This is a genomic window from Defluviicoccus vanus, from assembly GCF_014672695.1.
GTDB lineage: Bacteria > Pseudomonadota > Alphaproteobacteria > Rhodospirillales > Defluviicoccaceae > Defluviicoccus > Defluviicoccus vanus.
In genome coordinates this window covers 438,299-451,988 of the sequence record NZ_CP053923.1, presented here as the reverse complement: position 1 = coordinate 451,988, position 13,690 = coordinate 438,299, and the positions used below count along the sequence as shown (strand labels likewise).

17 protein-coding genes are annotated in these 13,690 nt (G+C 60.7%); 8 read left to right on the top strand and 9 right to left on the bottom strand.

Features of this window, described 5'->3' with window-relative positions; all coding sequences use genetic code 11:
- The first annotated feature begins 2 nt into the window (after positions 1-2).
- The gene (locus HQ394_RS02060; protein ID WP_190261808.1) at positions 3-1,127 is read left to right on the top strand and encodes a DUF3800 domain-containing protein; all 1,125 of its coding nucleotides are present in this window, start codon (positions 3-5) and stop codon (positions 1,125-1,127) included.
- Between the two features lie 63 nt (positions 1,128-1,190).
- Here HQ394_RS02060 and HQ394_RS02055 read toward each other — a convergent pair whose 3' ends face one another.
- A complete protein-coding gene (locus HQ394_RS02055) occupies positions 1,191-1,337 on the bottom strand; it encodes a type II toxin-antitoxin system RelE/ParE family toxin (RefSeq protein ID WP_190263074.1) in 147 nt (48 codons plus the stop codon).
- 82 nt (positions 1,338-1,419) lie between these two features.
- On the opposite strand from HQ394_RS02055, the gene HQ394_RS02050 reads away from it, so the two are divergent.
- Positions 1,420-2,781, top strand: coding sequence for an IS1182 family transposase (locus HQ394_RS02050; RefSeq protein WP_190260069.1), 1,362 nt, complete (start codon positions 1,420-1,422; stop codon positions 2,779-2,781).
- 82 nt (positions 2,782-2,863) lie between these two features.
- Here the strand turns inward: HQ394_RS02050 and HQ394_RS02045 are convergent, their stop codons facing one another.
- The 8 genes from HQ394_RS02045 to HQ394_RS02005 all read right to left on the bottom strand — a co-directional run bounded on the left by HQ394_RS02045 (position 2,864) and on the right by HQ394_RS02005 (position 10,670).
- Complete coding sequence (locus HQ394_RS02045; protein ID WP_190261807.1) at positions 2,864-3,055, bottom strand: type II toxin-antitoxin system RelE/ParE family toxin; 192 nt, start codon at positions 3,053-3,055, stop codon at positions 2,864-2,866.
- Positions 3,052-3,303 (bottom strand): type II toxin-antitoxin system ParD family antitoxin, encoded by a 252-nt coding sequence (locus tag HQ394_RS02040; RefSeq protein ID WP_190261806.1) that lies wholly within the window; start codon positions 3,301-3,303, stop codon positions 3,052-3,054. Before HQ394_RS02040 ends, HQ394_RS02045 begins: the two co-directional genes overlap by 4 nt.
- A gap of 327 nt (positions 3,304-3,630) precedes the next feature.
- Complete coding sequence (locus HQ394_RS02035) at positions 3,631-4,719, bottom strand: relaxase/mobilization nuclease domain-containing protein (RefSeq protein ID WP_190261805.1); 1,089 nt, start codon at positions 4,717-4,719, stop codon at positions 3,631-3,633.
- Between the two features lie 4 nt (positions 4,720-4,723).
- The gene (locus HQ394_RS02030; protein WP_190261804.1) at positions 4,724-5,098 is read right to left on the bottom strand and encodes a hypothetical protein; all 375 of its coding nucleotides are present in this window, start codon (positions 5,096-5,098) and stop codon (positions 4,724-4,726) included.
- Positions 5,099-6,889: 1,791 nt separating this feature from the next.
- On the bottom strand, positions 6,890-7,600 hold the full coding sequence (locus HQ394_RS02020; RefSeq protein WP_223291786.1) for a DUF4238 domain-containing protein: 711 nt from the start codon (positions 7,598-7,600) through the stop codon (positions 6,890-6,892).
- 18 nt (positions 7,601-7,618) lie between these two features.
- A complete protein-coding gene (locus HQ394_RS02015; RefSeq protein WP_190260604.1) occupies positions 7,619-8,749 on the bottom strand; it encodes an IS4 family transposase in 1,131 nt (376 codons plus the stop codon).
- Between the two features lie 842 nt (positions 8,750-9,591).
- The gene (locus HQ394_RS02010) at positions 9,592-9,762 is read right to left on the bottom strand and encodes a hypothetical protein (RefSeq protein ID WP_223291785.1); all 171 of its coding nucleotides are present in this window, start codon (positions 9,760-9,762) and stop codon (positions 9,592-9,594) included.
- A 380-nt stretch (positions 9,763-10,142) separates the two neighbouring features.
- Positions 10,143-10,670: an NYN domain-containing protein gene (locus HQ394_RS02005; protein ID WP_190261800.1), complete on the bottom strand. Its 528-nt coding sequence runs from the start codon at positions 10,668-10,670 to the stop codon at positions 10,143-10,145.
- 318 nt (positions 10,671-10,988) lie between these two features.
- Between HQ394_RS02005 and HQ394_RS02000 the strand changes: the two genes are divergently transcribed.
- The 6 genes from HQ394_RS02000 (at position 10,989) to HQ394_RS01975 (ending at position 13,504) form a co-directional block, all read left to right on the top strand.
- Complete coding sequence (locus tag HQ394_RS02000) at positions 10,989-11,282, top strand: hypothetical protein (protein WP_190261799.1); 294 nt, start codon at positions 10,989-10,991, stop codon at positions 11,280-11,282.
- Between the two features lie 146 nt (positions 11,283-11,428).
- A complete protein-coding gene (locus HQ394_RS01995) occupies positions 11,429-11,716 on the top strand; it encodes a type II toxin-antitoxin system ParD family antitoxin (RefSeq protein WP_190261798.1) in 288 nt (95 codons plus the stop codon).
- Positions 11,689-12,273, top strand: coding sequence for a type II toxin-antitoxin system RelE/ParE family toxin (locus HQ394_RS20985; RefSeq protein WP_190263073.1), 585 nt, complete (start codon positions 11,689-11,691; stop codon positions 12,271-12,273). Before HQ394_RS01995 ends, HQ394_RS20985 begins: the two co-directional genes overlap by 28 nt.
- Positions 12,274-12,504: 231 nt before the next feature.
- The gene (locus HQ394_RS01985; RefSeq protein ID WP_190261797.1) at positions 12,505-12,795 is read left to right on the top strand and encodes a DUF736 domain-containing protein; all 291 of its coding nucleotides are present in this window, start codon (positions 12,505-12,507) and stop codon (positions 12,793-12,795) included.
- Between the two features lie 65 nt (positions 12,796-12,860).
- On the top strand, positions 12,861-13,253 hold the full coding sequence (locus HQ394_RS01980) for a hypothetical protein (RefSeq protein ID WP_190261796.1): 393 nt from the start codon (positions 12,861-12,863) through the stop codon (positions 13,251-13,253).
- Positions 13,250-13,504: a hypothetical protein gene (locus HQ394_RS01975; protein WP_190261795.1), complete on the top strand. Its 255-nt coding sequence runs from the start codon at positions 13,250-13,252 to the stop codon at positions 13,502-13,504. Before HQ394_RS01980 ends, HQ394_RS01975 begins: the two co-directional genes overlap by 4 nt.
- Positions 13,505-13,690 lie beyond the last annotated feature (186 nt).

Genomic DNA, 13,690 nt, shown 5'->3' with positions numbered 1-13,690 from the left:
TGTTGGATGTTAACGAAATACGAGATCCACAAATACAAATGTTTTGTTTATCGGGTGCAGATAATATTTATACATTTTATCATGATGAGACGAACAATATTCGTAAGCTTCACATTGACGATCGCGGCCTCAATGTCGCAGAGCTTAAAGTGTTTATTCTCGGTGGAATAGCCCATGAAGGGCGTCCTCGCCCAATTGACGTAAGTACTCTACGCCAAGCTATGCGTATCCAGGACTCAGCCGATGAACTCAAGCTCAAACACGTTGCCAAGGGTGAATTCATGGACATTATAGATTCGTCGAAGTTGGAGATATTTTTACAATGGATCGCGAATAGCGGTTTTTTGATCCACTACCATGAACTAGATCCATTATATTGGTCGGTTGTCGATATAATTGACTCTATCTTGTTCAAGATCGGCGTGCCGTCGCTTATTCCCCATCACGCGCTATTGAAAAGCGATCTGGCCGCGGTGATCAGGAGGGAGCTGCCATTCGCGATCGATCTGTTTCGGCGCTACGATTATCCCGGTCTTGCTTCGGAAAACCGCAAACCATTCCTGAATGAATTGATTGAACTCGTACAGAGAAACGCGGGCATTCTTGATAGAACGATGAATGCCATGATGTTGAAGGGCATCTTGCAAGAAGGCCGGAAGCTGGAGGAGCTTTCATTTATCGAAGGCTATCCTGCTCACAAGCTGATAGAAGAGTTCAGCGCATTCTACATAAACCGCATTGCCGTTTTTAAAAACTCTGAGCATATCATGGATTTGGAGGAGACAATCCGTGATGCGTTCCTGAAAAACCCACTGACCGATGCAGGGGAACCGGTTACAAATTATCGCTTCGCGGACTCGAAGACCGAAACCGGTATTCAGCTTTCAGACGTCATAGTAGGGGTTTTGGGCAAGATGCATACCTATCTATCCAATACATCCGCTGAAGATATTGAAAAAGATCGTTTAGCGTTAAGTAATACAGCTCTAAAAAATACCAAATTGCTATGTGATTTAATCACGGCGCCCGATTCTGCCAATCAGGCATTTTTGCACCATGTTGCCAGCCTGCACGACATAGACAAGTTGGATAGATTTCTACGGTTTCCCGACGGACGTTATGTCTGAGGATGCGGGAGATCTACGTGCGTGCCGTGATCGTGGTTGGAATGGTGATAATACCGCGTATCATCACAGGTACCGCTCCCAGTCTTGCCGTCCGTGAAGAACACGGATGATCAGGATTCCGTCATCCCGGATGATATAGGCGATCATGTGCGCCTGATAGGGATGGAGCCGCACCGGTGGGTCGAACTCCGCGCGTTCGCGGGCTAGCAGCCTGTCGGACTTAACGCGAGGCGGAGCTGTGGGTTATAGAATCCGGGCATGGATTCACGCCCCCGGCCCGGACCTCTTCGGCATGAGCAACTTCCGCCCGATCGACCGCGACAGCGGATTTCTGATGCCGCCGTCGGTGGACGAGTGGCTTCCGCAGCGGCACTTGGCGCGGTTCGTGGTGGAGGTGATCGCGGGGCTGGATCTGCGGCCGATGACCGGCAGCTACCGTGGCTCTGGGGAAGCGTCCTACCACCCCAGCCTTCTGCTGGGCATTCTGATCTACGGCTACGCCACCGGGGTGTTCTCCAGCCGCAAGCTGGAGCGGGCGACCTATGACAGCGTGGCGTTCCGCTTCATCGCGGCGAACGATCATCCGGACCATGACACCATCGCCGCGTTCCGCCGACGCTTTCTGCCGCAGATCGAGAAGCTGTTCGTCCAGGTGCTGGTGCTCGCGCGCGAGATGGGCGTGCTGAAGCTGGGAACGGTCGGGCTCGACGGGACCAAGGTCCACGCCAATGCCAGCCGGCACAGCGCGCTGTCCTATGACCATGCGGGCAAGCTGGAGGCCCAACTGCAGGCCGAAGTGGCCGATCTCATGGCCAAGGCAGAAGCGGCGGACCAGGTGGACATCGCTGACGGCATGTCGATCCCCGACGAACTGGCGCGACGTGAGGAACGGTTGTCCAGGCTCGCCGAGGCCCGGGCGAAGATCGAGGCCCGCGCGAAGGAACGCTTCGAACGGGAGCAGGCAGACCATCAGGCGAAACTCGCAGCACGGGACGCCAAGGCAGCGGCCACCGGCAAGAAGCCCACGGGCCGTGAGCCGAAGCCGCCGGTGGCGACGCCGCTGCCCACGGATCAGATCAATCTGACCGACGAGGAAAGCCGCATCATGGCGGTGGCGGGCGGCGGTTTTGAGCAGTGCTACAATGCGCAGGCGGCGGTGGCGGCGGGCAGTCTGCTGGTGGTGGTCGCCGACGTGGTGCAGGCGCCCAACGACAAGCAGCAGCTTACACCCATGCTGGACAAGATCGGCACTCTGCCGGACGTGCTCGGCAGGCCGGACATGCTGTTGGCGGACAATGGCTACTTCAGCGAGGCGAATGTGCAGGCCTGTGTGGCCGGCGGGATCGAACCGCTGATCGCACTTGGTCGCGAGGCGCATCATCTCAGCCTGCAAGAGCGCTTCGCTGCGGCGCCACCGGCGCCCGAAGACCCCACCCCGGTTCAGGCGATGGCGTATCGGCTGCGCACGCCGCAGGGCCGCGCGCTCTACGCCCTGCGCAAGCAGACGCCCGAGCCAGTGTTTGGCATCATCAAGTCCGTGCTGGGGTTCCGGCAGTTCCTGCTGCGCGGGCTCAATGCCGCCCGTGGCGAGTGGAGGCTTGTGACCATGGCATGGAACCTGAAGCGGATGTTCGCCCTCAGCCGCGCCGTCTAGCCTGCGCGGCCAGTTCCGCAGGCGCGCCAGCGCGACCGCACCGCCCAAAATGGCGCTGACAGAGGCGCCGACGCACCGATCCCTACGCAGGTCCGGCGACGCCCGAGACGCAAGTCCGACAGGCTGCTAGGTGCGGATTTTCTGCCAGCAGCTCGAAAACCGAGACCATGCCCTCGTGATAGCGTTCGGCCTGATCGACGCCAAACGCTGTTGCGCCATGCACATAGATGTCGATGATATCCTGATCGGCTCGCTTGGTTGTCCTGTAGCTCATGCACCACGCGCAGTTTTTGCCTGTTCACGGGCGGCTTTGAGCACCTCGTCGATTGTCCGGTCACTGACACCGCTTTCCAGCCCTTCCGTCAGGAGCGCCTGCAGTTCCGCCAGCTTGCCGGCACGTTCCTGGTCGCGCCGGATCAGATCGCGCACATAGTCGCTCGCGTTGCTGTAGCGGCCGGACCTTGCCTGCGCTTCCACCCAATCCTTCATCGGATCGGGGAGGGACACGTTCATTGTCGCCATGATGCACCTCCTATTCTTAGGATGGCAGAAATTGGCAAAGTTTGTCAATATTGCAAGCCCGCGCTTCCGCAGGCCCAGTTGCAAGGGCTATGGGCTTACATTCCGAAATCCATTCCGTCGTCGCGGTCCAGGCCCGGGGTTTTCCGGTCCTGTTGCGGTTGGGCGGCTTCGTGGAACTCCTCGCGCAGCTCCGGCGCTTCGGGTTCGGCCNAGCTTGAGGAAGTGCGCGACGTCCTCGTTCAGGCGGGCCATCTCCTCCGCGTGCATCTCGCGGACGCGGTGGATGTCNCTGCTGCAGCGCCTGACGCTCCTGCATCTGCCGCTCGATCATCGCCTGTTCCTGGGCCTGATCGCGCTGCCGGGACTCGCGNNAGCCTGCGCCTCGTTCTGCTGCCGGATCTTCGCGTGCTTGCCGGTGAGCCGGTCCCAGATGCCCCGCACGCCTTTTGAAAGTCGCGCCGCCCGTTCGTTGTTCTCGGCGATGCGCCTTGCTTCCTGTGCCGCCGCGAGCCGTTGACGTTCGTCCCGGTGGCGCTGGGTGAGGTCTGCGCGCTGGAAGGCCAGGCGCGCATATTCCCGCTTGCGGGCGGTCTCTGCTTCCTGGATGTAGCGCCGGATCTGCGCGGTCATCCGGCCTGCGATCACCGCCTTTGTCTGTTCGACGCTGGGCAGAGATTTCGGATCGCCGAGTTTTGCCACGACCTCTTTCGTGCGCACGCCGGTCCATTTCGTGACGGCGTAGACCTCGCCCCGGAAATCCAGCGCGACGAAGCCGCGCCGGTCGCCGCGGCACAGATAATAGCCGCGTTCCTCCAGCGCCTTGGCGAAGGCCTGGCGCGAGTCCGAGACCGCCCAGCATTCCTGGAACAATGTCTTGATCGCTTTCGGGTCCTGGCTCGCCCGCATCGCCTGTTGCCACTGCGCGCGGGTGAAGTTGCGCGGGTCCCGTTCCTGGCTGTCCACCAGCCCGCGCGGCATTCGCCATCCGTGCTCCAGATAGAGTTGCTTCGACACATCCCGAAGCTTCAGCTTGTAATGGGGCAGGTTGATCGCCGTCATCGTTTCCGCGTCGATCCGCGACCAGACGCAGTGCGCATGGCGGCGGCCTTCCTTTTCATGGAAGACGATGGCGCGGGGCTGGTTTTCGAGGCCGAGCTTGCGCTCGATGGCCTCGATCGCCTTCTCGAAATCCTTCGCCGGGACCGTCTCGTTCGGCGGCGGGTTGAGGCTCAGCGAAAACAGGAACTGCTTGCAGCGCGTTCCTTGCGCGACCGCATAGGCCTCGTGCAGCGCCCCGTGCAGATCATCCGCGACGAAGCCTCGGATGTCGTAAACCTCGACATGCTCGTTCTCTGTCTTGAGCAGGTGGCTTGCGAGCTGTTTCGCGCCGCCGCGCTGGCTGCCCTTGAGGATCATCGGATCACTCCCCGGGCAGCCCGAGGGCCGCGAGCAGGTCCCGCCGGATCTGCGCGATCTCCCGGCAGGCCTGTTTGATCGCGTCTTCCGTTTCCGGCGTGACGGGCAGGGAGCCGGTGTTCACCGCCCGGGCGAGCTGGTTGACGTTGCTCGACAGGCGTGAGGCCCCGAGCGCGCCGAGCACGCGCCCGAGCGCCTCGTGATCCTTCACCGGGAACTTGCCGCGCGTGCGCCGCGGCTTCGCCTTGCCATCCAGGACTTTGTCGCGGATGTAGCGGCCCAGCGGCATGCCGGCCGCTTCCTGTTCGAGCTGCGCCCGTTCCTCGAAGCTCAGGCGCAACGAGAACGGCACCGCAAAGATTTTGTCGTCGTCTGCCATCTCAAACTTTCTGACAGACCACGCAACCATTGGACGCTGATTTATAAACGAAATCAGCGTCTTAGGTACGCGGTTATGTCATGCGATTGAAATAGCAGGACAAGCAGGTTGCGAGCCCCCGCAACCAAAATCCCCACATAATATCAAGGCGTTAGCCACTTGGCTGACGCCTTTTTTGATGCCAAAAACCCCAAAAACAGCTGGCACAGTTGTGACACAGTCTTCCAGGTTTCCGCGAAACCTGATAAGCTGATGCACGTACCGCTTGTACCAGGGGGCGTGCGATGGCCAGCTATGAGATGTTCGACGGAAAGCTCCACCTCTATCGGCGCGACAACAGCCGCTACTGGCATTGCTCGACCTCAATCGGAAAAAACCGCCTCCGAACCAGCACCAAGAAGGACAACCTCACCGAGGCGAAGCTGTTCGCCGAAGACTGGTATCTGGAGATCCGCGGCAAGGCCCGCGCAGGCCTCCTCAAGTCGGAAAAGACCTTTGCCGACGCCGCCGAGCAGTTTCAGAAGGAATACGGCATCATCACCGAAGGCCAGCGGTCCNCCCGCTGGGTCGAAGGGCATAACATCAGGCTGCGCCTGCACCTGATCCCCTTCTTCGGCGAACTCGGCCTGTCCGAGGTCACGCCAGGCAAGGTGCAGGAATACCGCATCCACCGCATCGCCACATCAAGCACCGGCAAGGCGCCCGCCCGCAGCACGATCCACGATGAAATCGTGACGCTGCGGCAGGTGCTGAAAACCGCGATCCGCCATGGCTGGCTTGCCCACCTGCCGGACTTCTCCCCGCCTTACAAGACCAGCGGCAAGATTGTGCATCGGCCGTGGTTCAGCCCCGAGGAATACAAGAAGCTTTATCAGGCGACGCGCGACTACGCGAACAAGCCGTTCCACGAGCATTACAAGTGGAACGCCGAGCAGGTGCACGACTACGTGCTGTTCATGGCCAACACCGGCCTGCGGCCGGACGAGGCCAAGAACCTGCAGCATCGCGACGTCACCATCGTCGAGGATGACCGCACCGGCGAGCGCATCCTCGAAATCGAGGTGCGCGGCAAGCGCGGCATCGGCTACTGCAAGAGCACGTCGAGCGCCGTCACGCCTTACGAGCGCCTGCTGAAGCGTGCGAAGCCCGGCTTGCCGCAGGGACGCCGCGCGCGCAAGCGCCGCGGCGAGGATGTGAGCCAGGACCCGGAGTCGATCGCGCGGGAATATCCGCAGCCGACCGACCCGGTCTTTCCCGGCAATCACATCAAGCTGTTCAACGGCGTGCTGACACGCACCAAGCTCAAAACCGATCGCGACGGGAACCGTCGCACCGCCTACAGCCTGCGCCACACCTACATCTGCATGCGCCTGATGGAAGGCGCCGACATTTACCAGATCGCCAAAAACTGCCGCACCAGCGTCGAGATGATCGAGAAATTCTATGCGGCGCACATCAAGAACACGCTCGACGCGGCGGCGATCAATGTGCGCCGGCCTCGACCGAGAGTCGTCAAACCGAAGCGCAAGAGCATCAAGAGCGAGGACCAACCCGAACTTCTTTGACCGAGCCGGTAGCGGCTCGGCAGCGCGCCCCTCGGGGGCGCCCCATGAGGGGCTTGGCCCCTCATTCCTGGCCGAAGGGCCTTCTTTCTTCAAAGAAGTTCATGGCTGTGTTCGACGGTTGCGTTTCCGGTTTTACCGCGGATGACACGTCCTGATGGTGACGTGTCGTGCCACGAGCGGACTTCGCAGGTTCCCGCATAGGTATCCTCTTCCTCAAGGATAGCGGTCATCGAGGCTCATGCTGATTCTGGGATAAGTAATTCCGAATCCAGCGTTCGTGGCTCTCCTCAATGCTGAACACGAATTTGTCAGCTTGCTTTGCACTAGAAACATTTATCGCTTTCGCGAAGCGTTGTCCCGTTAGTCGTAGTAGCCTACGAAGATTCTCCTCATGGTTGGCCGCGATGAACGCTGTGTGCGGAGTCAGTGGAAGAACCCAAGTTGCTCCCGGACTATCGTAACCATAAATTCGGATGAGAGGACGATCAGACAACACGAGCGAACCATCACGTGGGGCAAGCCTCTTCACCGCCCAGTTTGCGTTGATCAGACGCCCTCCGACGTGCGGATTATCCACAAGCCTCTGAATAATCGTGAGAGCACGGTCTTCAAGGGACCAGCCAAGCTGGTTTTTCACGTAGTTAGACGGGATATCATCAATGCCACGCTCGGCCATCGCGGCGCGGATTTCTGAATCTGCGTCAAGATCGGTTTCAAAACTACCGGCAATGTCCGTTCGAAGTTTATTAATGTTACACGGACGACGCGCATCTAGGGAAAGCAGCAGACGCGCGAAATCGCATCGCTGATCTCCTGTGAGTCCTTCAGCACCACGTTCCACGAGAATATCTCGTATGGCGGCTCCCTTTGTATCGACTTCCCCAAAAAACAAACGCTCAATAGCATCCCTTCCAAGGTTGTGGGCTTTTAAACACAACCTCATCAATCCCCTCATTTAAGCTATGTTCGTCAGTTGGGCGGTGATTGGTTTGTTTTTTAGCATTTCGAGGAACCTTTCGATCAACGGCCGGAGGCGGGGTTCGGGCATGGCCGGGATGAGGTCGTAGAGCATGCAGCCCTGGCGGAACAGGGAATGGGTTCGGCGTTTGGCGGTGTTGACCTTGAGGTGGCGGTCCATGCCGAGCGCTTCGCCGGCCTCGCCGAGCAGGGTGAGGAACAGCACGGCGAAGGCGTTGAGCAGGAGCAGGCGGTCGCGGCGCTGCGGATCGCCGATGCGCACGGCGCCGAGCCCCATGCCGAAGCGCAGATCCTTGGTGTCGCGGAAGCTGGGCTCGATGGTCCAGCGTCTGGCGTAGAGGTTGACGATTTCGCGGGCCGATGCGTCTGCCTTGCTCGTCGCCAAACACCAGGGCTCCTTCATCGCCTTGGCGTGGACACAGACGACGGCGCCGACCGGTTGCGCGGCGGCAGTGACCGAGGCGCCGCGCAGATGGCGCGCCCGGCCGCCCTTGCCGACCCACTCGGCCGCCGCCCGGCTTTCTCCGTCGGCGGCGTCGACGCGGATGTCGCCGCGGAACCGGATGACATAGGCGAAGCCCAATTTCGTCAGATAATCGAACAGTTTGCGGTCGCCGAAGCCGCGGTCGGCGAGGATCGTCGCCGTCGTCCCCGCCGGCAACACCCCGGCAAGGCGGCCGAGACACGCATCCTCGATGGCGTTGCGCTGGCCCGCCAGTTCCGCCTTCAGCATCGTCAGCCACAACAGCGGCGTCGCCCGGCCGTGCCCGGTCACCAGATTGAGCGCCAGCGTCGCCTGCCCGTCGGCGTCGAAATCGGTCCAGTCCATGGCGACGACGATTTCCTTGCGGCCGCCAACCGCCTCCGGAACCCATTGCCCGAACATCTCCCAGACGGAGACGCCGGCGTTGCTCAGCAGCCTGTCGACCTGTTTGACCGCATGCTTGGTCAGCAATCCCCGCGCCTGCGCCAACGCATGGCCGATCATCGAAACCGCCAGCGACGCACCGGTCATCACCCCCAGCGTGCCGTTGGCCAGCGACGCGATCCGTTTGGCGTGAACATGCCCCGCGAAAACCCCATCAAGAAACCGACGAACGTCGGTCAAACGAAACTCAGGACGCGCTACCCCGTTCACTTCCCCACCCCAACCCTCGAAACCTTCCTCTCACCCTGCATAACCGACCGCCGCCGCCAAGCTCATCCGTAGCAACCCATTGATCCGTATCAAAACTCAAAATGAGGGGATTCTGAGAAACACAACAGATCGATTTGAAAACAAAATGCGTCTAACCCTTTACGCGCAGCACAACGTCGCCTTCGTCTGATCCCACCAGTATCCATGCAAGTTACGTTGCTGTTTAAGCACACAAATCAGCCATGGCTTGAGTATAAATTTCGGAACAAAGTGGTGTTGTCGGGATATATCGGAAGTAGGCATAGCATTTACATTATTTATAGGTTGGCAATCTCACTTCTATGCGTGCTCGTGGTCGTCAACATAGCATACTAAGGGGACACAGCGAAGAGCCGGTCTTAAGGTCAAAATTTGTGACCTATTTAGTTGTCGATTTTGCTTTGAGTGACACTTGCGAAGGTAAATCGCCCACGGCTGATTGGAGGCCGTGGGCCTGCAATTTGCGAAAGGCCAAACATGATCATGGGCGCGTCCGGCCTTCGCCGGACCGGGCTCTGAGGCGCGAGCGCCCCGAGCCGCCCAGCGGCGTCTCGGCCATGCGGTCATGATCCCTCGCGCGAAACGTCCTGCAATCCATCGAATGGACGACGAACAAGTCCCCGGGCACGCTCCCGTGCCTCGGGGACCCGACGATCCGGCTGCGCGCTGCAGCGCAGCCGTCGCCGATGATCCTCAGCCCCCTTCGGATCGGCAGGACGTTGCCGTAAGCTTGGGTACCGCGCGCGTCCGACGAACGCGCGTGGCGGCTGGCATCAGGCCGGCGGCGCACGGCCCCGCGTCAGCGCCCAGCTGAGCAGGCGCTGGGCGAGCGGCGCGAGGCGACCTGTCCAACCTCGCGGCATGCGCTGCGAGACCAGGATATAGAGCCGCAGGATCTCGCGCCGAAACAGGCGTAGCCGCACGATCACGGTCAGTATTCTCATCGTTTCCTCCATCATCTTCTGGCCGCACCCATCGCGGCCTTCATGCGACGGAGCTGCGCCGCCAGAGGCGTGCCGCATCGCTTGCGACCGCAACGTGAGAGGAGGAGTGCGCAGCACTTGCGACGACTCGCCGACGTGTGGCGCCTGATCGGCGCAGAAGGACGCCGTGGGTGTGCTTGACGATGGAGGAGATGTGCGGAAAGTGATTGGGCGTGTGCTGTCTCGGGAGTGCCATCGGCTCGCGGCGCTTTCGTATCGGATGCGCGAATGACGACGGAACGTTTCACAGCTCGTGCCAAGCCCACCCGTATTTGGAGGCTCTGGAAATTGACACTTCGATCTTAGTTAATCCGGAAGGGCACCATTGTTCTGCGAATTTTTCACTTAGTGAAGTGGCTATGATAAGGAGTCAATGATGTAAATTTTCTCACCCCTTCTTTCACTTCTCGTGCCGCCTGATCCCAAAATATACATTCCACATTATACCCTTCAGAAACTAAATCGGTTATAACTGGCATGAAGTCTTTGTCTCCGGCAACTAGTATTATGCTGTCATTGTCCTTATCTATTATTGTGAATGCATCTTTAGTAATTCTGTGTGCAATTGCCACATCAACTTTCTTCTCGCCGCCACTAACCCCTCGTTCATAAACTGTAGGGTTGAACCCCTTTCTGTTTAGCATATTCCAGAAGCTGTCCCCTGGCGGTGGAGATCCCCAGAGCCGAGCTACAGAGTCTTGTCCACAAACAAATTCATAGAGCTTTCCATAATCTAGTTGCCAGGTATGATCAATTATTCCCGTGCCCATCGCGTGAATAATGGATGTCGCCAACCCTTTTTCGACCGCGGATACACGGCACCCCTCTATATATAAATTTGAATTATCTATGTATACGTAACTAGTCATTGTGCGCTCCGTCAGCGAACGAATCTACAGGCAATAATTCTATGATTGGCCATTCCCTCGATCCAGTCAATCATTCCTGAAGGTTCTGAGGGGCGCTGCCCCTGGCGCGGGCAAGGGTGCCGCGGATGCGCGCGGGGCGCCGTGTCCCCGACCTTCCAGGTCGGGCCGGCGAATTGGGGCGGCTTGAGAATCGAGCAAGGGCCTGTGCAGGCCGGGCGATCCCCCTCGGCGCTCCGCGCCCTTGCCCTTGCCGCCCCCGGTCTCGCCGACGGGCAGAGGTGCAGCAGGCGCTGCACCTCAAGCCCAAGGAGAATGACCATGACCCGCCGCAAGCCAACCGCACCCGCCCGCTCGCCGTGGTGGATGACCCGCATTCACGAATTCGACGGGGTCGAGGTTCATCCCTGCCGGACCGAGACCGCCGCCGACGGATCGACCCTTCAGGAACAGTGCGAGCCCGAGGCGGCCGAGGTCTGGTCCGTGTTCGGCCACAGGGTTGCCGGCGGCGTTGATTGCTTCATGGACTTTCCGACCGAAGCCGAAGCGCGGAGCTTTGCCAGAAAGCTGCTGGCGACATATCCGCACCTGATGAAGTTTGGTCTGTTGGGCTAACCGCGGCTGTGCCTCTCATCAAAAGACACAGCGAAGCCAGGTGGTTAGCCAATCAACCCGTCCGCTACCCGAGCGCCGCTCATCGGAAGCCCCCACAAGTCATCAAAAGTATGATATAGTATGATGATGAACGATGGGAGGCGACCATGCCCGAGATTGAACGACTGACGATCACCCTGCCGGCGCAGATGGCCGAAGACGTCAAGGATGCCGTTCACGCCGGCGAATACGCCTCGACCAGCGAGGTCGTTCGCGACGCGTTGCGCCTCTGGAAGGCCAACCGCGCCCTGCAGCTTCAGGAGCTGGAGGCCCTCAAGGCCGACATCGACAAAGGACTCGCGGACGTCGCCGCCGGGCGCGTCGCGGACTTTGACCCGGCGCGGATCATCGAGCGTGGGAGAGAACTATTAACGCGCCGCTCGTCCTCCGTCTGACCGAGGCGGCGGAAGCCGACCTCGTCGAAATATGGGTAACGATCGCCTCCGAAGCCTCGGAGAGCATCGCCTCCAACTTTGTTCATGCGCTCCGCAGCTCGTTTGAGCCCCTTCAGAGTTTCCCGCTGAGCGGCCCGGAGCGCGAGCATCTCGCCCCCGGCCTGCGAGTCACCTTCCACCAGAAATACGCAATCTACTATCTCGTGCGTCCCGGCGAGTTGGTCATTGGTGCGCGTCATTCATGGTGCGCGCGACATCACGTCCATCGCCGAGCGCGGCGAACTCACATATCCCGAGTCCTGACCACAATCCCCCTGATCCGTTCGCGGCATCCTCCGGTTTTGCGAGCGGCGGTCGGCAGACCGAGTTACGGCACCGCCCAGCTCTTGGCCCACCTTGCCCCGAACCCCTTCTGGGCGTTCGGCCGTGGAAGCCTTCTGTTGCGTATCTCGCCGGGGTGGCCTTGGCCGGCGGTAATACCGAGCGCCGTCGCCCCCGCCGCTTTCGTTCTGGGGCGTGGTTCCAAGCCACCGACACACGACGTTCCTTTCGGGTGAGCCGCCTCAATCCACTCAGCCTCGACGGGCGCTGATCCTGAAGCGCATCTCCGCGCGCCAGGGCAAGGGCTTTGCCCTCGCCGCGGTGTCCCCGGCCTTCCTTCCGTTGGTCGTGCAGGCCGGGTGATCCCCCTCCGCGGCTCGCCCTTCTGCTGCGGAGACCTCTGCGCTTCGACGGATCGCTGTCGAGGCCGCATGGAGCGGCCTCACCAAACCGAAAGGAACAATGTCATGGCTATCATCGGAACCTTCACCAAGCAGGACAGCGGTTTTCAGGGGGCGATCGCGACCCTCGTCGTCAACGCCAAGGTCACCATCACCCCGGTCGAGAAGACCAGCGAGAAGGCCCCGGACTTCCGCATCTTCTCCGGCAAGGCGGAGATCGGCGCGGCGTGGTCGGCCAAGAGCAAGGAGGGCAACGCCTACCTCTCGGTCAAGCTCGACGATCCCAGCTTCGCAGCCCCGATCGTCGGACGCCTCGTCGAAACGGACAAGGGCCACGCCCTGGTCTGGACCCGCTGACCGAGCCGCGGCCCCGGCAATCCCGCCGGGGCCGCCTCCCGCCACCATCGACGGAGAAACATCCCATGACGACCTACACCGCTACCTTCCGCACCGACGCCCACTGGTCGCGTTGCGAATTCGACGCCGCCACCCCGGAGGAGGCCCTAGCCCTCGCGCGACGCTATGCCGACGAAGATCCCGGCCGGCTCGATTTCGAGCCTTACGATCTTGATCCAATCAACGAGATCGCGATCAAGAACGATGAAGGCAACGAACTCGCCGTCTGGCAGGACGACGATCTACGCCTTCGCCTCGCGGCGGGGCCGATGCTGGACGCGCTGAGACATGCGCTCGTCGCGCTGAACACGGCACCACGGTTCAGGGTGCCGGAGTTGGCGATGGACAGCTACGCCATCGCGGCACAGTGCGAGCGGGCGATCGCTCTTGCCTCCCCGGTCGAAGGAGGCAGCCCATGATCAGCCCCTTCCGCTGCATCGACACCGGCAGGGCGATGACCGTCGCGCGCAGCGCCTTCCAGCGCATCACCCGCGCTGACGAATGGTCGGACCCGCCGCGGCAGGACGAACCCGACGGCGCCGGCACGCGCGACGAATACCTGATCGGCATTCAGGCTGAGGCGACGTTCCTGATTCCGCTCGGCAACCACTTTTGTCATCCAGACGATCACCAGCCCCGACCTGTGGGGCATCGAGAGCGACAGCGATGACGCCTACCTCGACGAGGTGTTCGCCGATGAGTGCGAGAACCTTGCCGCCATGCTGCAAGCGCTGGGAGTCGCGGTGACCCCGTGACGCGGCAGACGGTTTCCCCGCCGAGCTGAGGCCGCCCGCGGACCTCGATCAGCGCGGACCCTACAGGGCACCCCGCAGCCTCTGGGGTAAAGCTTGTCCCC